We start from the raw sequence: 20,366 nt of genomic DNA on the forward strand, positions 1-20,366 counted from the left end.
TTCCTTGTTTTTGAATAGTTTCAGTTAGCTTGTTAATAGTAGCAGTTTGTTCTGAAATAATATCAGTAAGAGTATCAATCTTGTTAAATAATTTTTGTAAAAAGTCAGGTGATAACTAAATTTAAATGTGGAAATCTAACATAAAAATCATGCTAAAAAACTCGTTTATTCACAGCAAAAAAATATATTTATTCAGCCAACGGCTGAACAGTTACAGAAAATCATATTAAAAAGATAATTCTTTTTTATTACTTAAGTGGATTATCTTTTTTCTTGATTTATTTAATTAATTCAATATACAATTTAAAGTAAAATACACCAAATAATAACAATAAGCCTTATTATAGAAATAAGGGGAAACGAAAATCAGTATCAAGAAGGCTGAAATTATGATGGAAATAAGGAGATTGTATGAAACACATTGTGTTAGTAGATAATAATTTGGTTGATTTAAAAGCTGCTGAAAATATGCTCAAGCAATATTATAAAGTAAGCGCTATGGGATTAAGTAGGCAAGTTTTAGAAATTTGTAAGAGTCATCAAGTAGACCTTATATTATTGAATGTGAATATGCCAGATATGGACGGATTTAAAATGCTTGAAGCATTAAAAATGGAAAGAAAGATAAAGGATATTCCGGTGATGCTTTTCTCGGATTATGATGCGAAGGAAGTGGAGGTGGAATGCTTTGAATGTGGCGCGGTAGACTTCTTTACTAAGCCTTTTGTAATAGAGAGATTAATTCATAGAATAGAAAAACATCTTCAAATTTTTGGACATCGTAAGTTTTTAAGGAGAGGAAAGAATAACTTAGAAGAAAGCATTATTACAAGCTGCTGTGAATTGATTGAAAGTAGAGATAATGAGACTAGTGAACATGTAGAACGTACTAAAGAATATGTAAGACTCATTGCAAAGCAGCTTCAACGTTCAAGTAAATATGCAGATAAATTAGATAATCGGTATATTGAAAGATTAGTACATAGCTCGCCGCTCCATGATATCGGAAAAATCGGCATTAGAGATAGAATATTATTAAAGCCAGGGCGTTTAACTGAAAGTGAGTATGAACAAATGAAGAAGCATACTCTAATAGGAGAAGCTTTAATTAATACGATTATAGAAAAGACAGAACCTAAGGATTCTTTATATTTAGCAAAGGAAATAGCAATTAGCCACCATGAGCGTTTTGATGGAGAAGGCTATCCTTGGAAATTAACAGGAGAAGAAATTCCACTTAGTGGTCGTATTGTTTCGGTAGCGGATGTATATGATGCATTGATTTCAGATCGTATTTATCGCAAAGCAATGACACATGAAGAAGCATGTGAACTAATTTTAGGGGGCAAAGGAAATCAATTTGATCCAGAAATTATAGAAGCTTTTATGGCTATAGAAGATGCAATCTATGCTGTAGCTTATGGCTATAAATAATGAAAATAACTTAATTGATTTTTAAATTAGAATAAAATGTAAATACTATTTATAAAGTGGGTTAATATTTTTAGCAGATAGGTTGAGATATAGAGGGGATTCAGGAGGAAAAAGTAAACATGATAAAAAATGAGAGAGTCGCAAATAAAATTTTAGCACTAACAAGTATACTCGTTTTAATTGTGAATATTATTGGGTGCATGCTGTTTAATACAAATTTCAGGAACTAATATGACAAATACATTTATTAAGCAAAATGAAACATTATTAAGAAGTATAGCAGTAGGTATCAATTTAGATGAGTTTAGGGAAGTTATAGCAACTGGAGATATGGAGAGTTCGGCTTATAAAAATATACATGAATATCTAGCAAAAGTTAAGGAAGCTAGTGATGTAAAATTTTTGTATACTTCAAGTTATGATAATAGTGATGAGTATTTTTATGTTGTGGATTCAGAACCTATGGGGATAGATGATTTCTGTGAATATGGTTATAGAGAAAATTCAGAGGCCTTATCATATGAGACTATAGTTGCAGGCAATGCTGCGGTAAGTGACGGATCAATAGGGAAAAATCGTTTCTATAGAAGTTGGTATTTTTGATGAGAATAATAAATTAATAGGTGTGATAGCTTCAGATATAGCAGCTGAATATATTGCAAGAGAAGAAAAGGCTTATGCTTATATTATAGGAATCGGTATGCTGCTTATAACGATTATTCAATTAGCACTTACATACTTAGGAATTCAAAGATTAGTAAGTAAACCATTTGAAGCAATGAATAAAATTGTTGATGCAACAAGTCAATTTGATTTTACAGATATGACATTAGGAAGTGAATTAAGTCATCGCAAAGATGAAATTGGACAGATTACAAATAACTTAATGGATATGAGACAAAAGTTAAGGGATAAGGCTGAACTAGTAAATACCATTAGTGGTAGTATATTTGAAGTGACAGAAGAAATGCATACTAAGTTAGATGCTTCTACAGCGGCTACAGAGCAAATTAATTTAAGTATCGTAGAACTTGCTGAAGGCGTTAATAACCAAGTGATGCAAACAACAGAAAGCTATAATATGTTACAGTTATTAAGTGTAAAAATCGAAGATTTAGTAAATGAACTTGGGCATATTAATAAGCTTACTACAGTAACTCAAGAGGCTAATGTAGAAAGTGGTATTACTTTAAATGATTTAACAAAGACGATTCAAGAGAATCAATGTATTTCAGAGGAAGTTCAAAAGAGTATACAATTATTAGATGAACATTCTAAGAAAATAGAAGATGTAATTGATGTAATTGAGGGCATTACAAGACAAACAAATTTACTTGCTTTAAATGCAGCAATTGAAGCTGCTAGAGCTGGAGAAGCAGGTAAAGGTTTTGCTATAGTATCAGATGAAATTAAGGGATTATCAGAAGATACATTTAAATCTACAGAAATCATTAAAGAAGTTGTAGGAAGCATTGTGAGTGATGTTCAAAAATCATTACAAGATACATCAAGGTTAATAAACAGTAATGTACAAATCAATGAAGCATCTATAACTGTAGAAAAGTCATTTAAGCAAACAGAAGAAATAATGCAGCAAATACTTCAAGTTATTAAAGAACTCATTAGATATACAGATGAAATCAGAAATTATAAGGATAATGTCAATGTTGCAACAGAGAGTTTAACAACACAAGCGCAACAATATAGTGCAATTACAGAAGAGATTGCAAGTACAACAGAAGATGAAACAGAGATTACAAGAGCAATCTTACGAATCTCAGAAGAATTAAAAGTAACATCGGAGCATTTAAGCGAAACCGTTGTAGAATATAAATTATAATTCACAGTATAAAGCAATATAGTGTATGAAACCCTATATTTAGGCCTATCGTCACATGTTACGATAGGTCTCTATTTTTTATGAAAGTAATAAAATAAGCTGCTAAATATAGTAATCTATAAAGCATAGCTAAGCCAGTTAAATAATTTTTAATGAAGACTAAGCTATGGTTTATTTAGTGAGGCCAAATATTCAATATATGATTAGAGAGGTAGTAATATATATATTTATGTAGTCATATAGATATATAGTCATTTGGGTATAGATTGCTTAGCAGTATAAGTTTCTGCCTTTTCAAATTGCTTATTAAATATCAAACCGAGCCGAGATAAGGTAATCGTTAAAATATAAAATGAGGAGGCATATAGAATAATATCTGAAGACAATAATAAAGGAAATGGTATAAGGAAGAACAACGATGTAGCAGCCAAAGATTTTTATCCAGAAGACTATGATTTTAGTATTGTATTTGATTGCTAATCGTAAGGCAAAGCATAAGATGAATAAAGGTTATCGAGGCAAGAGAGCAGATATTACAGCAACTTATGAAAATATGGAAAAAGCTAAATGGAAGGAAGAAATACAGGAGAACACTAAAAATAAAAAATAGATTTATGGAATGAAAGCATAAAAATAGTTGTCTATATAGGTGAAGAAAAAAAGGGAGAAAAGGAGACTAAGATGACAGAAAAAGAAATGATAAATAGATTGTGCCAATCGGATATTCAGTGTTATGAAATGCTTATGAACTAATATACAGCATATGTTGTTACAATTATTTATAAGATTTGCGATGGGCAATTCGGTCATAAGGTATGAGGCTAATGCCTGTCAAAACTTTTGATACATTGAATATAGATGATATAAGAATTACAGAAAAGGGACTTAGTATATTAGCTAGTTATCCTGATATAGAAGGGATTATAGATCTTTGGCCAGAGCTTTATTTGATAGATACAAGAACCCATGAGAAGTACATGTCAGATACACATATCAATTGGGATAAAGAGGCTGAATTAAATAAGAAAAGTTTTGTGTTTGAAGAAATTACAGTAACTGATTTACTTCAAATAAGATATAATCCAGAGGGGAATGTACAGGATATGAATCTGATTAATATTGAAGATGTAGAAGCAATTAATATAAATGGCAAGGTTATTAAGGTATCTTAAAGTGTTAGTTGAAGTAATCCACAAAATTATGTGAGTAAAATACTTTTTGTGAATAAGTTGAAAGTAAAATAGCATTATATGTGGATATATTTTTTTAAGATAGCACTAAAAATGTTATATTTATCGGATTAGGCCAATATATGAGATCTTTTAAAAATTAAGGTACGATATAATAAAGAAGACTTAATCACAATTTATAAACAGATAAGGGGATTAGATATGGCTTTTGATAAAGATTGTTTTTACTGTGTAAAAGATAATAGATTAACAGATATTATGATTAGAATCTGTGATCTTGAAGCATCAACACTTTATCTTTTTAAAGAACAAACATATAGAGGTAGGTGTCTAGTTGCATTTAATGGACACAAAAGTGAATTATTTCATTTAACAGATGAAGAAAGAAATGCATTTATGAAAGATGTAGCAAGAGTAGCACAAGCTATGGATAAAGCATTTTCACCTACAAAAATTAACTATGGTGCATATGCTGATAAAATGACACATCTTCATTATCACATCGTACCAAAATATGAAGGTGGCCCAAGTTTTGGAGGTACATTTGAAATGATGCCAGAGCCAAAAGTTTTATTAAGTGATGATGAATACACAGAGCTTATTGAAAAAGTAAAAAGAAATTTATAAGGGTGATAGGTTCTAGGAGAGAGTTTATAAAATAAGTAGTAAATAAAGAGGTGGTGACAAATGATGTTACGACCTCTTTATTTATATAAAAAAATATATATAGGCGCCGTATATAAGGTTATTGGAATGAAAATTAGTAAATGGTAACCTTGATTTTAATTATAATGAGTATAATTGGATTTGTTTTTGCACCTAATATCAGTAGAATCTTCGTATAGCTGAAGAGATGAAATAAGTCTTAAGGAAAAGAGGAATTGTTGACAACGGTATAATACTGTGTAATGATAAAAATATTGGTTTTATATTATTCATAGGAGGTATGAAAGTGAAGCAAAGCTTATTAAGAAAAATGATGATTTTAATGGCAGCGGCAATGTCATTTGTTATATTAGTGGGTTGTAGCAGTACAAATAATACACAAAATGTAATACCTACAGAAACAGCTGCACCGGAAGTAACTACAGCTCCTGAAAGTACATTTAATGTAAGTGTTACAGATTCAACAGGTCAAACAACCACATTAACAAGTGTACCTAAACGTATTGTTTCTTTAGCACCTAGTACAACAGAGATTTTAGCTGCTGTAGGTGTGGAAAATAAAATAGTTGGACGTACAGACTACTGTAATTATCCAGAAACTATTGAGACTATTACAACAGTAGGCGGCACAATGGATCCTAATGTAGAAACAATTATTTCATTAGAGCCAGATTTAGTAGTAGGTTCAACTCATGTTTCAGATGAGATTATTAATAAATTAAGAGATGTAGGCATTCCAGTTGTATTCCTCAATGAACAAGAAGGATTTGATGGAACTTATGAGGAGATTAGAACTATTGGTAATTTAGTCGATGAACTAGGAAATGCGGAGAAAGTAATCGATGATATGAAAGCTAATGTTACTAAGATTACAGACAAGGTAAAAGCTTTAAATAAGACAGATAAACCTAAAGTATATTATATGATTGGCAGTGGTGAAAGTGATTATACTGCTGGTGGAGATACATTTATTAGTGAAATGATTAATTTAGTAGGTGGGCAAAATATTGCTCAAAATATTAGTGGCTGGTCAATTAGTAAAGAACAAATAGCGGATAACCAACCAGATATTATTATTGTTCCAAGTGGGGTAGCAACCCTTGAAACACTTAAAAATGCAAATTTCTATAAAGACTTAGAAGCAGTTAAAGCAGGAAAAGTTTATGAAATTAATGGAGATATGGTTTCTAGACAAGGACCTCGCGAAGATGATGCTCTTATTGAAATGGCAGAAATAATTAATCCAGAGCTTAAAAATAACTAGTGTTAATGAAAATTAAAGAGAAATTTCAGATAGTAAGAAATATAAGGTTTTTATATTTCCTACTAACTTTGTTAGTTATTATTTTTGATATTATCTCCGTTACAATTGGTGTAGCAGATATTACAGTTGCTGATACATTTCAGATTATATGGTCTCAGATAACAAGACATGAAATCGCTACACATATTACAAAAGGACAACAGACAATTATATTGAATATACGTATTCCTAGAATACTTATGGCCATTTTAACAGGCATGAATCTTGCAGTAACAGGAGCAGTTTATCAATCTATTTTTAGAAATGATATGGCAGATCCTTATATATTAGGCATTTCATCAGGCGCATCTTTAGGTGCAGCTATTGGGTTTATGACAAGTGGGTTTTCACCTATTTATGCTTTTGTAGGTGCTCTTGTAGCTAATGTTCTTGTTATAGGATTATCAGGAATGAGAGGAAAGGTATCGACAATTAGACTACTACTTTCAGGGCTTGCAATTAACTATTTCTTTTCAGCATTACTAGCTTTAATTAAGATTTCATCACAAGATAAGCTTCTTACTATTTTTACATGGGGCATGGGGTCATTAGGAGCAGCATCTTATGAACGTGTTATTATTTTAACTGCTATCACTGTGCCTACATTTATTATTTTTCTCATTTTACGTAAGGAACTTAACATTTTATTAATGGGTGAAGATGCAGCTAGGTCATTAGGGCTAGACGTGGGATGCATTCGAAAAATACTTTTAGGTGTAAGTAGCATACTCATTGCGACTACAGTTGCCTTTACAGGAACAATAGGTTTTGTAGGATTAATCATTCCTCATGTTGCAAAGCTTATCTTTGGTTCTAACTATCGCAAAACACTACCTATTAGTGCTTTCTTAGGGATGATATTTTTGCTCTTATGCGATAATCTTTCTAGGGCACTTATACCTAGTGGTGAAATTCCTATAGGAATCATTACTGCATTACTTGGTGCACCTTATTTCATGTATTTGATTTATAGACAAAGAAAGAGGGAGCAACGATGATAGAAATTAAAAACTTAAATTATCAAATAGGGCAAAAGCATATTTTAAAAGATATTAATTATAAATTTTTGCAAGGTAAGATCTATGGCATTATAGGACCTAATGGTGCTGGGAAGAGTACGATTCTCAAACATATTATGGGTATGATTTCACCATCTAAATCGACGATTTTTTATGAAGGGAAAGATATAAAAAGTTTTAAGGTAAAAGATTATGCAAAACATATAAGTTACGTTTTTCAAGAAAATCCAAGAGACTTAGATTTTACAGTATATGAGATTTTACAAATGGGACGTTATACGTATATGGATTTAATGGGAGACCTTAAAGAAAAAGATGAAACACTTATCAAACAAGTTATGGAAGACTTAAATCTTGAAGGTATAAGAGATGTATCTATTAAAAATCTAAGTGGCGGAGAAGCACAAAAGGTATTTATTGCACGAGCCCTCGTTCAAGATACACCATACTTACTGCTAGATGAACCCACTTCAATGTTAGATATTCATAATAGTGTAGAGCTCATGCATCTCATACAACAAATCAAAGAAAAAAGAAATCTAACGATTATTATGGTACTTCATGACTTAAATTTAGCCTTCGGTACATGTGATGAAATGCTTATTTTAAAAGACGGTACCCTAGTAATTTCAGGACCTACTCAAGAGGTACTACAAAATCCCATACTACAAGAAACCTATAATTATAAAATTCATCTTATCCAAGATGAAACCGCCACTACTTACATAGTCCCTGTCCTCTAACAGGGGCTGTTTTTAATTTACATAACCAAATGAATATGAATTATAAAAGATAAAATAGGAATCATAAAATTTGGACAGAACTAGGTTTTAGAGCAAAAAATAAAAGTTAATTTTGCAAAAAATATATTGTAGGGGGTGAATAGATTAAAAACTTGAAATAGGAAATATCATTTAATTCGATAATGTTATTATAAAAATAGTTTGTATGATTTTAGATTAAAAAAGGTTTTATAAAATAATAAATAGGAGTTACTGCTAGTAATGCAGATAACTCCTATTTATTATTTAGTAATGTGTTTATCATTTATCAATAGGTGGGTTGATGTATTTATTAACAAGTACACTAATGATAAGACCAAAAAATGTTTCAACAATGCGGTTAAGGGCATAGTATACCGCATCTGTTTGAGCATGTATAGTAGTAACACCTAAAAATACAATACAAGCCAATGGAATAGAAGGAGAACGCTTGAGCAGATTACAGCTATAAATAACGACAATAATGCCCAAAGCGATAAGAATATAAATAATAAGAGTCGTTAAGGCTGGAACTGTTGAGTAGTTCCATAGTAATTTAAAAAATAAAAGGAATAGAAATCCTATAACAGCACCATGAATAGTAGCATAGGCACGTGCAAAACCGATTTTATATGAATCTTTTACAGTATTTTGTAAGCAAAATACTGAAGTCATACAAGCAAAGAAGGGTTCTTTGGGAAAGAGTAAAAGACAAAGAAATACTGCTAAGGCAGTTTTTAAAGTACGAAAACCTATTGTAGGTAATTGAATATTTCTTAAGGTATTTCTCATGGTGTCATTCCTATTCTATAATATGTAAATTAATATCTATATGAATTAAAGATATATATGATAGATTTTAGTATTAGCGTTATTTATAAAAATTAATCATATGGATAATATAAATAATAATATTAAAAGAGAGGTTATCTTAGATCAATGTTATTAAGTTAAGACATTGTTTCTGAGATTTTCTTATTAAATATTTATTCCATGAATTTATTAGACAAATGATCATTTTATATCAAGGCTATCGTCTATTAGCTATAGATGGAAGTGATCTATCGCTACCATATAATCCTAATGAAAATAATGTGGTAGGAAAAAACTATGTATCAACTTTGCATTTAAATACTGCCTTTGATGTAGAGACCAAACAGTTTGTGATGCAGTTATTCAAAAAGGACTTAGTTAAAAAAAGATAGGGAATAGAAACCGGATTTAGAGAGGTAAAGTATATCTTAGGCTTACGAGCATTTCACTCAAAGCAAGAAAATTCTATTTTACAGGAAATCTATGTTCGTTTGGTGATGTATAACTTCAGTATGTCTATTACATTAAATACATCATCAGAAGAAAAAGACCTAAAGCACCATCTTCAGGTCAATTTCACGCAGGCTACAAAAATTTGTCTACACTTTTTTAAACATAGAAAATTAGAGTCAACATATGATATAGAAGCTACAATAAGGCGATTTCTTCTTTCTGTAAGACTAAATCGTCAAAGACAGCGAGTAGCTGTCAGTAATACTGTAGTTTCATTCAATTAGAGACTATTATAAATCTAGAAAAACACAAAAATAAACCAAGAATGAAACAGTATTATTTTACTGAAATATTCTTGGTTTATAATTAATCATTAAATAAGATAGCTAACTTAATGACATTGTATCTTAGATAACCTCTCTTTTGTTTTCCTAATTAGTATGCGTTTAATAAATTTAACTGGCGGAATTTATTAACGAACTCTATTTATTATTTACCATAGTAAGCTTTTCTGTAAAGTTCTTGAAGTTCATGAATTCTTGGAAGTCTTGGATTAGCTGTTGTACATTGATCTTCGAATGCTTTGTAAGATAATGGTTCGATAGTTTGAAGATATACTTTTTCATCAATGTATGAGTTACCTTCGCGAGTTTTCATTTCTTTAAGAGTTAATGGAATACCAATTTCTTTCATTAAGTCTCTAACTGCTTTAGCAAGAGATTTAACACCTTCTTCTGGAGTAGAAGCAGGAAGTCCTAACATTTTAGAGATATCTTGGTATCTTTGTGGTGCGATAAATTTACCATATTTTGGCCAAGCCATGAATTTAGATGGATTTGTTTCACCATTGTATTCAATAACGTGTGGTAAAAGAACAGCATTTGCACGACCATGAGCTACGTGGAATTCACCACCAAGTTTATGAGCTAATGAGTGACATACACCAAGGAATGCATTTGTGAATGCCATACCTGCGATACAAGATGCGTTGTGCATTTTTTCTCTAGCTTCTGGATCTTTTGCACCATTTTTGTATGAACGTGGTAAGTATTCAAATACTAATTTAATAGCGTGAAGTGCAAGAGCATCAGTGTAATCAGAAGCAAGGACAGAAACATATGCTTCGATAGCATGTGTTAATACGTCAAGACCTGTATCAGCTGTTGCGCCAGCTGGAACTGACATAACGAATTCTGGGTCAATGATTGCTACGTCTGGTGTTAATTCGTAGTCAGCAAGTGGGTATTTCATATTTTTAGATTTATCAGAGATTACAGCGAATGATGTTACTTCAGAACCTGTACCTGATGTTGTAGGAATAGAAACCATTTTTGCAAGTCTACCCATTTTAGGGAATTTGTAAACACGTTTACGGATATCCATGAATTTTTGAGCCATACCGATGAAGTCAGCTTCTGGGTTTTCATAGAATAACCACATTGCTTTAGCAGCATCCATTGCAGAACCACCACCAAGAGCGATGATTACGTCTGGTTTGAATGAATTCATAACAGCTGTACCTTTTCTAACTGTTGCTAAGTCTGGATCTGGTTCAACTTCACTGAAGATTTCGATAGTTACTTTATTAAGGTTTTTATTTAACTGGTAAGTAAGTTTGTCAACATATCCTAATTTAACCATCATTGGGTCAGCTACGATCATTGCACGGTGGATGTCTGGCATTTTAGCTAGGTATTGAACTGAACCTGGTTCGAAGTAGATTTTTTCTGGAACTTTAAACCATTGCATATTTAATCTCCTTTTTGCAACTCTCTTCTTATTAATTAAGTTTTGTGCTGTAACGTTAGAAGATGTTGAGTTATGTCCGTAAGAACCACAACCAAGAGTTAATGAAGGCATAAGTGAGTTGTAAACATCACCGATACCACCAAATGCAGATGGAGAGTTTACGATGATACGGCAAGCTTTAAGACGTTTACCATATTCGTCGATAAGTTCATTATTTGTTGTATGGATAACTGCTGTATGCCCAAGACCACCAAGTTCAACCATTGTTTCAGCTTTTTGAATACCATCTTCAACGTTTTTAGCTTTAACAACTGCAAGAACTGGAGAAAGTTTTTCCCTTGAAAGTGGGTAATTAGCACCAACACCATCAAGTTCACAGCAAAGAACTTTTGTTTCTTTAGGAATTGTAATACCAGCAAGTGCCGCAATTTCATATGGATATTTACCAACGATTGCTGGACCAGCCATCATACGAACTGGATCGATTACAACTGGAGCAAGTTTCTCAACTTCTTCTTTAGTAGCGAAGTAGCAACCTTGTTTTTTCATGAATTCTACAGCTTTATCATAAATAGGAGCTTCGATGATAGCAGCTTGTTCAGATGCACAAATCATACCATTATCAAATGATTTTGAAAGAATAATGTCTGTAAGAGATTGTTCAAGATTAGCTGTTTTTTCAACGAATGCTGGTACGTTACCAGGACCAACGCCGAGTGCTGGTTTACCTGTTGAATAAGCAGCTTTAACCATTGCAGAACCACCAGTTGCAAGAACTGTAGCTACATCAGGGTGATTCATAAGAGCATTAGTAGCTTCGATTGATGGTGTTTCAATCCATTGTACACAGTTTTCTGGAGCACCAGCTTTGATAGCTGCGTCACGAACAATAATAGCAGCTTCACGAGAACATTGTTGTGCAGCTGGGTGGAAACCAAAGATGATTGGGTTACGTGTTTTAGCACATGTGATTGCTTTAAACATTGTTGTTGATGTTGGGTTTGTTGTAGGTGTAACACCTGCTACGATACCAACTGGTTCAGCAATTTCGATGTATCCTTCATCTTCATTATCTTCGATAATACCAACAGTTTTTTCATGTTTAATACTGTGGTAGATATATTCTGTAGCAAAAATATTTTTTGTTACTTTATCTTCAAAAATACCACGACCTGTTTCGTCAATAGCCATTTTAGCAAGTTTCATTTGAGCTGAAAGACCAGCTAAAGCCATAGCTTTTGTAATTTCATCGATTTTTTCTTGATCAAGTTTTAGGTACTCATCAAGAGCAACTTTTGCTTTTGCAACTAATTCGTCAATCATGACTTTTGCATCTACAACAGATGTTTCTTTAACTTCAGTTACTTTTTGTTTTTTCTCATCAGACATTGTTAAATCCTCCTTAAATTAATACGCTGTAAATTTTAAAAATTGTTATTAATTTAACAAAATAAAATAAAAAAATATACACTTATCTAGTTAATTTAAAAGATAGCTTAATAATATTATGTCCAAATCTAGTTAATTTAAAAGATAGGTTAATAATATTATGTCCAAATCTAGTTAATTTAAAAGATAGGTTAATAATATTATGTCCAAATCTAGTTAATTTAAAAGACAATTTAATAATATCATGTCCAGCAGGAGGTTGTCAATGTTTTGAATGAATAATTGTTAAAAATAAAACATAATTATATAAAATTTAAATTATTTTAAATAATTATGAATAAAAAAAGTTTAAATAAGGTAATTTATGTTAAAGAATAAACAAACAATTTAAGGTGGGGTGAGAACTAGAGTATTAATGAATATATGTTAGTTATTTATTATATAAATAGATTAACAATATAAATCTAAAATAAATGAATAGATATTTGTAGTGAAGATCAAGAAAACTTATGTAATGAGTATATATATGAGATATCATAAAATATAATTAATAGCAGTAGGTAAGCTAGATAAGAAGAATCACTATATAAGTAATTGAATGTAATATAATGAAATTAATGCTTATGTTAATAATCAGTTAAAGTATGTAATAATAAATCTAAAGTTAAGTGGATACTTTGTATAAAGTTGTGTATAAAATTATAAAATCAAGAAATTTGTTCACAAATTGTTGATAGTTTTGTGAAAAGTGTGGATAAGTAAAGAGTTGTACACAATAAAATATAAAATAGTGTGTATTTAAATCTGAAAAGTGTGGATAATAAAAATGAGAAAAATGTGGAAAAGTCTCATTTAAGAGTCCTTAAATTGTATATTATAGAAAATCGCGATATATGATGAAAAGTAGAAAAGAAATCAATAAAGGTGGTGAATTTTATTTAATAATTTTTTATAATAAGGAGATACTATCGGTGAGGCTCGTGAAGAGCCTCACTTTTTTATTTTATTTTAAACTTTATTTTTAGGCATTTTAGGTGTATGATATAAATAGAATTTTATATTGTATCTTGGGAATACACCTTAGTACATATATATGAAAGGAGAAGTAAATATGAAAATTACTAGAGACATGGGAATTATGGAAGTAGTAAGCAAATATCCAGAAGCAGCTAATGTATTTGCAGCTTTTGGTATGGGATGTTTAGGATGCGCAGCAGCTCACTTTGAATCAATCGAAGAAGGTGCTTTAGCTCATGGCATGGACGTAGATGCACTTATGGAAGCTTTAAACAAACTTGCTGAATAATTAATAGAGATATCTTAAATAGGGTAGTTTAATGAAGGATTAATTCATTAAACTACCCTATTTTGTATGTAGTAAATAGTAGGTTATGCTTACAAGAAATAAATGGTTGAGGTAAAAGGATAAGAGTTCGCAGATATTGTTATACTAAGTATATAAGGTATATAACAAAGAAACTTGAGTTATTAGGTGTGGTGAAAAATATGAAGGATGCTATTAGGAATATAAGAGATTTAGTAATTAATCCATATAGATTTTTTATGAGGACGTTAGGTTTGGCAAAATTTAATCTTAATCAGTATATTTTATATTTAATTAGTGTAATATTAGTGACATCACATAAAAGAGGAGCGGTAAGTGTTTTACAGACAATCTGTATTTTAGGGAGTATTTTTCTTGTTGGATGGATTTATATGTGGATTATTAGTATTTGTGGAGGTAACTTAGATTATTGGAGAAGCTTAAATGGACAAGTGTGTATGGGAACTTTAGTAAATTTAGGTGAGTTATTTGAAATGTGTAAGTGGATAAGATGTGGGAGCACAATTAGTTTTGTTATAAGTATATATTGTATATATTTACATATGTGTTATGCCATTAATGTGGGCGGAGCAACTGTAAAGAGGACAACTATTGCGTATATAGTGGTATTTATTATGGTAACATTAATTGTATATTTGAGCATGGGATTTTTAGTGTTGGCAGGAATTATGATTAATGAACGGGGGTATATAAGTTAACTAAACTTTTCTTTTAAAATTAATCGAAATATGATAGAATATAATAAAAAATTTCTAATATATATTAGAAACACGTACCTATATACATAATTAGGTAAGGTATTATTTTATAAAAAGTAATATATATTGGCATATTAATTATAGAATATAAGGGGTAATATATAAGGAGGCGCCTATGATTCTAAATGAGGTAGTTGGGATTCAAGAGATAAAAGATAGTAGTGCACGCATTACCACTAGGCAAGCCGTAAGAGCCGTTATTTTAAAAGATGGCAAAATACTCATGGTTCATACCAATAAGGGTGATTATAAGTTTCCTGGTGGTGGTGTAAAGAAACAAGAAGAAATTAAAGCGGCACTTAGAAGAGAAGTGGCGGAGGAAACAGGATATATTGTAAATACCATAGGAAGAAGATTAGGAACAATTGTACAGCGTAATGTAAATCAATTTAATGCTAATGGTATTTTTGAAATGACGTCATATTATTATACATGTAATGTGGAGGATGTTCCAAAGAGCCAACATCTAGATAAATATGAAGAAGATCAAGAGTTTAAACCTGTTTGGATAGAAATTGATGAAGTGATTAAAGAAAATGAGTTGATTTTACAAGGAAAAAGAGCGGACATTAATCCTTGGGTATATAGAGAAACATTAGCTTTAAAAAGATTAAAGGAACACGGAATAGCATAAAGTTGTAATCGTATTAGATTACAACCCTTTATTAGATGTATTACATAAATTTATCTGCTAGTAAAAATGCAAAGTAGCATAAAAGAATACCTACTGAAGGTAGTGTATAAATATAGTTACTGAATTTCTTTTCTTTCTTACGTGTTTTTAAGAAAATCATGAAGGTAAGAAGAAGTGCTGCAATAAAACCAAATACAAGAAGTGCTTTAGTATTTGAATCTGTAAAGATATAAATAGTATCTTTAATATAAAGTAAATCTGCAAATGTTAAAATTAAAAAGTTGAATAAGGTACTTCCTACAATATTACCAGTTGCAATATTGAAGTTACCTACTTTCATAAGAGCCACACAAGATGTTACTTCTGGAAGTGAAGTTGCGATGCCAAGTAATACAGCACCGACGAGACCAGCACCTAAATTATATATAGTAGCAATGCTGTCAGAAACATAAGTTACACCAATACTTGCGGCGATTAAAAGTACACTTGTGATTACGAAACGAAGAGCAATTTGTTTTACTGTAAGAGGACTATCATCTTCTTCATCACTTTCTTCAGATGGTGCATTAGCCATTGCTTTTACACCAATAGCATAAAGTATTGCTAAGGCAATAGAAAGAATACTTATAGTAAGAAGTGAAATATCAATATTTACAAGTAGGTTAATGCAAATAATGAAGTACATACCTAAAGTACAAAAACTTACATTTAAATGGCTTTTTGAAATGTTACTTTCACCAAATTTTTTAATAAATAATAAAACAAGTGTAGCTAGGATTGAATTGTTAAATAAGTTGCTGCCCAGAATGTTACCTAAAGCGAGGTCAGGATTTCCCAAGAACGAAGTAGCTGAAATAGTTGTAAAGAATTCTGGAAGGGATGTAACTGCTGCAAGCATAACACCACCAATGAAAGCTCCAGATAGATTAGTTTTCTTATCGAGTAAATCAACGTAGTTTGCAGTTTTGATTGAAAGAAATACAACACATATTGCAAGAACAAGATAAAGTAAAAATATCATAAATAAACTCCTTTGATTAAATTTTACTCAAAAGTTTATATGTAAGCAGATTATATAATGTTTAAAAAAGTGAGACTCATGAATAGCAAGTATAATTTGGCGCTATTCATGAGTCTCGCTTTTTAAAATATTACCAGACTATAAGCCTATAGTCATGATGTTGATAATATTACAATATATAATTGCAAACTACTCCCTCATGAGTGAAAACTATTAGTTTTAATTATATAAAGATACTAAAGTTTAAAAAGAAAGTCAAACGCTTAAACTATACAGCTGTTAATAAATAAAATATTTATTTGCTTTGTCTAGTCATCTCAAGATAGTTGTATAAAGTAAATTTAGAGATATTGAGGAAATCACATACACGGTCTCCTGATTTTGTGATTAAGAAAGCACCTTTGTTGTCTAGGAATTTAATAATTTCTAGTTTTTCTTCTTTGCTTAAATGGCCTTTTGATTTATCAAACATATTTTCACATTGGAGTAGAAGATTATCCATAAGTTGATTAACATCGGTTGTAAATAATTCGTTAGATGAAGTAGAAGGTGTAACATAATTATTAAATTGCTTAAGATATTCTTCGCACTTTAAGCTATCAGTAATATCCATATTAATACAAATAGCACCTATATTATCACCTTCATCATTTTGAAAAAACATAGAAGAACCACGAATGATTTTTCCGTTGCGCATGTGAACGATTTTGTTATAAATGTGAGTATCTGAACTCATTTTACTTAAAACTTCTAGTCCCCAATTTCCTCCACAGTCTCCTATTTTTCTACCTGTAACATGGCCGTTACGGATATCTACAATACTGTGTTCGTATGGTTGTGTATTATCGTGTAAGACGATTTCACAATTTCCACCTAAATGATTCTCAAGTAAATCTAAGATTCCAGTAAACATGTCTAAGTGATCATAAATTGTATTCATAATTTCCTCCTAAGTATAAAGATATATGATGTTTAAATAAAAGATAATTAAAGTATAAAAACACTTAAAGGTAATTAAATCTGAATTCTAAAATTAAGATTAATTACAATTAGTAAGATATAAATAGAGACGATTTTATAAATATATATGTAACAAAATATATATTACTGGAGAATTGAAGATAATATGTAAGATAATGTATAAAATTGTTTTATTGTAGATTGAATATTTGTTATTTAACTATATTATATCATAATATAGTTAAAATTTAAAATTTATAATTATATTAATATAATGTTTTTATAATGTCTGATAAATTGGTATTGAAATTTGTCAGAAAGTTAAAAGAAGGTGAGAATATCTAAAATATAATCATAGTTTAAAGGGTTTTATGAAAATAAATTTTAACAAGATATATAGAAAAATATGTTTAGAATAAGTAAATAAAATGATGTGTAAATAAAGTGAAAATTATAATATAAAATAAAAATTTCATATTAGGCAAAAAGAAACAACTTATGTCAAATTTATTAAAAAACAACAACAAAAGTGCATAAATGAATGTTAAGATATATTTGCGTATGAAAGAATAAGTGAGAAATATTAGCAATGCTAAATCAATAAAATATTAATTATATACTGAATAAAAAACAGAAAATAATTAATAAATTTTAGAAATAAATAGGAGGCGCAACAATGAGTAATGTACTTGAACAAATCGGTGCATATGGTATCGTTCCAGTAGTAGTAATTAATAACATTGAAGAAGCTAAACCACTTGCAAAAGCTTTATGTGAAGGAGGACTTCCAGTAGCAGAGGTAACATTTAGAACAGCATGTGCTAAAGAAGCTATCAGAATTATGTCAAAAGAGTTCCCAGAAATGTTAATTGGAGCTGGCACAATTCTTACAACTGAGCAAGTGGATGAAGCTGTAGAAGCAGGCGCTAAATTCATCGTAAGTCCAGGCCTTAATCCAAAAGTAGTTAAATACTGTGTAGAAAAAGAAATTCCTGTAACACCAGGTTGTGCCAATCCTTCAGATGTAGAACAAGCTATTGAATTTGGCCTTAATGTAGTTAAAGTATTCCCAGCTGAAGCAATCGGTGGAATAAAACTTATTAAATCAATGGCTGGTCCATACACAAATATGAAATTCATGCCAACAGGTGGTATCAATGCTAAAAACCTTAATGATTATTTATCATTTGATAGAATCATTGCTTGTGGTGGAAGTTGGATGGTAGACCCTAAATTAGTTGCTGCTGGTGAATTTGATAAAATTACAGAAATGACAAAAGAAGCTGTAACTCAAATGTTAGGATTTGAACTTGCACATGTTGGAATCAATGCGGAAACAGAAGCTGCTGCGTCAGAAATTGCTGCTGCATTTGATAGTGCATTTAATACAGGTGTAAAAGTTGGTAATAGTTCAATCTTTGCTGGACTTGGTGTGGAAGTTATGAAAACACCATACCTTGGAGCTAAAGGACACATTGCATATAAAACAAATTACATTGAAAGAGCTGTAGCTTACCTTAAAGCTAAAGGTATCGAAATTAATGAAGAATCAGCTAAATACAATGCAAAAGGTAAATTAACAGCAGTTTACTTAAAAGAAGAATTTGGTGGATTCGCTATTCATTTATTACAAAAATAATTTAAGAATGCTACTTTCTGTGAAACATTATTTGTGATTAGTATGTAATACATAAATATTAAGTGTATAAAAGATAAATCCAGATAAGAGATATAAAGCAATATAGAGATATAAAATTGTATAGAGACATAAGAGTATAAAAAGGTAAGTAATAAAAGGCAATATAGGATATATAACAAGATAATAAAAAAAAACTAAAATTTACATGAAATAGGAGAATTTAAAATGAGCAAAGTAGTTACTTTCGGTGAAATTATGTTAAGACTTGCCCCAGATGGGTATTTAAGATTCAATCAAGTAGATCATTTCCAAGCTACATATGGTGGTGGAGAAGCTAACGTGGCAGTTTCTCTTGCTAACTATGGTTTAGAAGCTGAATTTGTAACAAAATTACCAACACATGATATTGGTCAGGCAGCTATCAATGATCTTCGTAGATATGGTGTAGAAACAAAACATATCGCTCGTGGTGGGGAAAGAGTTGGTATTTATTTCTTAGAAAAAGGTGCTTCTCAACGACCTTCAAAAGTAATTTACGATAGAGCACACTCTTCAATCTCAACAGCTACAATAGCTGATTTCAATTGGGATGAAATTTTCGAAGGTGCGCAATGGTTCCACTTCACAGGTATTACTCCAGCCCTTGGTGATGATGCAGCGGCTATCTGTTTAGAAGCCTGTAAAGCAGCCAAAGCTAGAGGTGTAAAAGTAAGTTGTGACCTTAACTATAGAAAAAAATTATGGACAAGAGAAAAAGCTGGCGAAGTAATGGCTAGTCTTATGGAATATGTTAATGTATGTATCGCAAATGAAGAAGACGCAGCTGATGTGTTTGGCATTCATGCAGCAGATACAGATGTAACAAAAGGTGAAGTTAATCATGAAGGATATAAAGATGTAGCTAAACAACTTAAAGATAGATTTGGTTTTGAATATGTAGCAATCACACTTAGAGAATCAATCTCTGCTAGTGATAATAATTGGGCAGCGATGTTATACAATGGAGAAGATTTCTTCTTCTCTAAGAAATACGCAGTACGTATTGTTGACCGTGTAGGAGGAGGAGATTCATTTGGCGGTGGTCTTATTTACTCATTAGTTAACAATTACGAACCACAAGAAGCAATCGAATTTGCAGTTGCAGCTTCATGTTTAAAACACACAATTGAAGGCGACTTCAACCGTGTATCAGTTGCAGAAGTTCAAGCTTTAGCAGGTGGAGACGGTTCAGGACGTGTTCAAAGATAATAAGTTATTAGCGAAAAGCAAAGCAGATCCCAAAAACATATTGATGATACAATCCCTAGGTATCAGAAAACAAAAACATTCCTAATTAGTATGATGCATAATTTGTGTCAAAAATTTAATGATAATTTATTCAAGGCATAGTAG

At 30.9% G+C, this 20,366-nt stretch carries 18 protein-coding genes; 14 read left to right on the forward strand and 4 right to left on the reverse strand.

The window, feature by feature from the left end; translation table 11 throughout:
- The first annotated feature begins 411 nt into the window (after window positions 1-411).
- The 9 genes from JCM14822_RS12805 (at window position 412) to JCM14822_RS12840 (ending at window position 8,195) form a co-directional block, all read left to right on the forward strand.
- Complete coding sequence (locus JCM14822_RS12805; protein WP_054742776.1) at window positions 412-1,434, forward strand: HD domain-containing phosphohydrolase; 1,023 nt, start codon at window positions 412-414, stop codon at window positions 1,432-1,434.
- A gap of 231 nt (window positions 1,435-1,665) precedes the next feature.
- On the forward strand, window positions 1,666-2,037 hold the full coding sequence (locus tag JCM14822_RS12810) for a hypothetical protein (RefSeq protein ID WP_054742777.1): 372 nt from the start codon (window positions 1,666-1,668) through the stop codon (window positions 2,035-2,037).
- A 22-nt stretch (window positions 2,038-2,059) separates the two neighbouring features.
- Window positions 2,060-3,274, forward strand: a complete 1,215-nt coding sequence (locus JCM14822_RS12815) for a methyl-accepting chemotaxis protein (RefSeq protein WP_054742778.1) — start codon at window positions 2,060-2,062, stop codon at window positions 3,272-3,274.
- Between the two features lie 451 nt (window positions 3,275-3,725).
- Window positions 3,726-3,884 carry a hypothetical protein gene (locus tag JCM14822_RS20375; RefSeq protein WP_157047752.1) on the forward strand — a complete coding sequence of 53 codons (159 nt, stop codon included), beginning with the start codon at window positions 3,726-3,728 and terminating at the stop codon, window positions 3,882-3,884.
- Window positions 3,885-4,098: 214 nt separating this feature from the next.
- Window positions 4,099-4,446 carry a hypothetical protein gene (locus tag JCM14822_RS12820; RefSeq protein WP_054742779.1) on the forward strand — a complete coding sequence of 116 codons (348 nt, stop codon included), beginning with the start codon at window positions 4,099-4,101 and terminating at the stop codon, window positions 4,444-4,446.
- Window positions 4,447-4,665: 219 nt separating this feature from the next.
- Window positions 4,666-5,091 (forward strand): HIT family protein, encoded by a 426-nt coding sequence (locus JCM14822_RS12825; protein WP_054742780.1) that lies wholly within the window; start codon window positions 4,666-4,668, stop codon window positions 5,089-5,091.
- Between the two features lie 325 nt (window positions 5,092-5,416).
- Window positions 5,417-6,394: an ABC transporter substrate-binding protein gene (locus JCM14822_RS12830; RefSeq protein WP_054742781.1), complete on the forward strand. Its 978-nt coding sequence runs from the start codon at window positions 5,417-5,419 to the stop codon at window positions 6,392-6,394.
- 68 nt (window positions 6,395-6,462) lie between these two features.
- Entirely contained in the window at window positions 6,463-7,431 is a 969-nt protein-coding gene (locus JCM14822_RS12835) for a FecCD family ABC transporter permease (protein ID WP_054742782.1), read from the forward strand.
- On the forward strand, window positions 7,428-8,195 hold the full coding sequence (locus JCM14822_RS12840) for an ABC transporter ATP-binding protein (protein ID WP_054742783.1): 768 nt from the start codon (window positions 7,428-7,430) through the stop codon (window positions 8,193-8,195). The genes JCM14822_RS12835 and JCM14822_RS12840 overlap by 4 nt, the downstream gene beginning before the upstream one ends.
- A gap of 300 nt (window positions 8,196-8,495) precedes the next feature.
- Here JCM14822_RS12840 and JCM14822_RS12845 read toward each other — a convergent pair whose 3' ends face one another.
- Window positions 8,496-9,005 carry an FUSC family protein gene (locus tag JCM14822_RS12845; protein ID WP_054742784.1) on the reverse strand — a complete coding sequence of 170 codons (510 nt, stop codon included), beginning with the start codon at window positions 9,003-9,005 and terminating at the stop codon, window positions 8,496-8,498.
- Between the two features lie 963 nt (window positions 9,006-9,968).
- Complete coding sequence (adhE, locus tag JCM14822_RS12850; RefSeq protein ID WP_054742785.1) at window positions 9,969-12,617, reverse strand: bifunctional acetaldehyde-CoA/alcohol dehydrogenase; 2,649 nt, start codon at window positions 12,615-12,617, stop codon at window positions 9,969-9,971.
- A 1,111-nt stretch (window positions 12,618-13,728) separates the two neighbouring features.
- Here adhE and JCM14822_RS12855 point away from each other — a divergent pair.
- The 3 genes from JCM14822_RS12855 (at window position 13,729) to JCM14822_RS12865 (ending at window position 15,354) form a co-directional block, all read left to right on the forward strand.
- On the forward strand, window positions 13,729-13,923 hold the full coding sequence (locus tag JCM14822_RS12855; RefSeq protein ID WP_054742786.1) for a DUF1858 domain-containing protein: 195 nt from the start codon (window positions 13,729-13,731) through the stop codon (window positions 13,921-13,923).
- Between the two features lie 272 nt (window positions 13,924-14,195).
- Entirely contained in the window at window positions 14,196-14,660 is a 465-nt protein-coding gene (locus JCM14822_RS12860; RefSeq protein ID WP_157047755.1) for a hypothetical protein, read from the forward strand.
- Window positions 14,661-14,835: 175 nt separating this feature from the next.
- Window positions 14,836-15,354 (forward strand): NUDIX hydrolase, encoded by a 519-nt coding sequence (locus JCM14822_RS12865; protein ID WP_054742788.1) that lies wholly within the window; start codon window positions 14,836-14,838, stop codon window positions 15,352-15,354.
- 40 nt (window positions 15,355-15,394) lie between these two features.
- Here JCM14822_RS12865 and JCM14822_RS12870 read toward each other — a convergent pair whose 3' ends face one another.
- Both JCM14822_RS12870 and JCM14822_RS12875 read right to left on the reverse strand, forming a co-directional pair.
- Window positions 15,395-16,375, reverse strand: a complete 981-nt coding sequence (locus JCM14822_RS12870; RefSeq protein ID WP_054742789.1) for a sodium:calcium antiporter — start codon at window positions 16,373-16,375, stop codon at window positions 15,395-15,397.
- A 295-nt stretch (window positions 16,376-16,670) separates the two neighbouring features.
- A complete protein-coding gene (locus tag JCM14822_RS12875) occupies window positions 16,671-17,315 on the reverse strand; it encodes a helix-turn-helix transcriptional regulator (protein WP_054742790.1) in 645 nt (214 codons plus the stop codon).
- Window positions 17,316-18,011: 696 nt separating this feature from the next.
- Between JCM14822_RS12875 and JCM14822_RS12880 the strand changes: the two genes are divergently transcribed.
- Together JCM14822_RS12880 and JCM14822_RS12885 are read left to right on the forward strand one after the other, a co-directional pair.
- Entirely contained in the window at window positions 18,012-18,974 is a 963-nt protein-coding gene (locus tag JCM14822_RS12880) for a bifunctional 4-hydroxy-2-oxoglutarate aldolase/2-dehydro-3-deoxy-phosphogluconate aldolase (RefSeq protein WP_054742791.1), read from the forward strand.
- Window positions 18,975-19,199: 225 nt separating this feature from the next.
- A complete protein-coding gene (locus JCM14822_RS12885) occupies window positions 19,200-20,222 on the forward strand; it encodes a sugar kinase (protein WP_054742792.1) in 1,023 nt (340 codons plus the stop codon).
- The last annotated feature ends 144 nt before the right edge of the window (window positions 20,223-20,366 follow it).

Source organism: Cellulosilyticum ruminicola JCM 14822 (assembly GCF_001311925.1).
Lineage (GTDB): Bacteria > Bacillota > Clostridia > Lachnospirales > Cellulosilyticaceae > Cellulosilyticum > Cellulosilyticum ruminicola.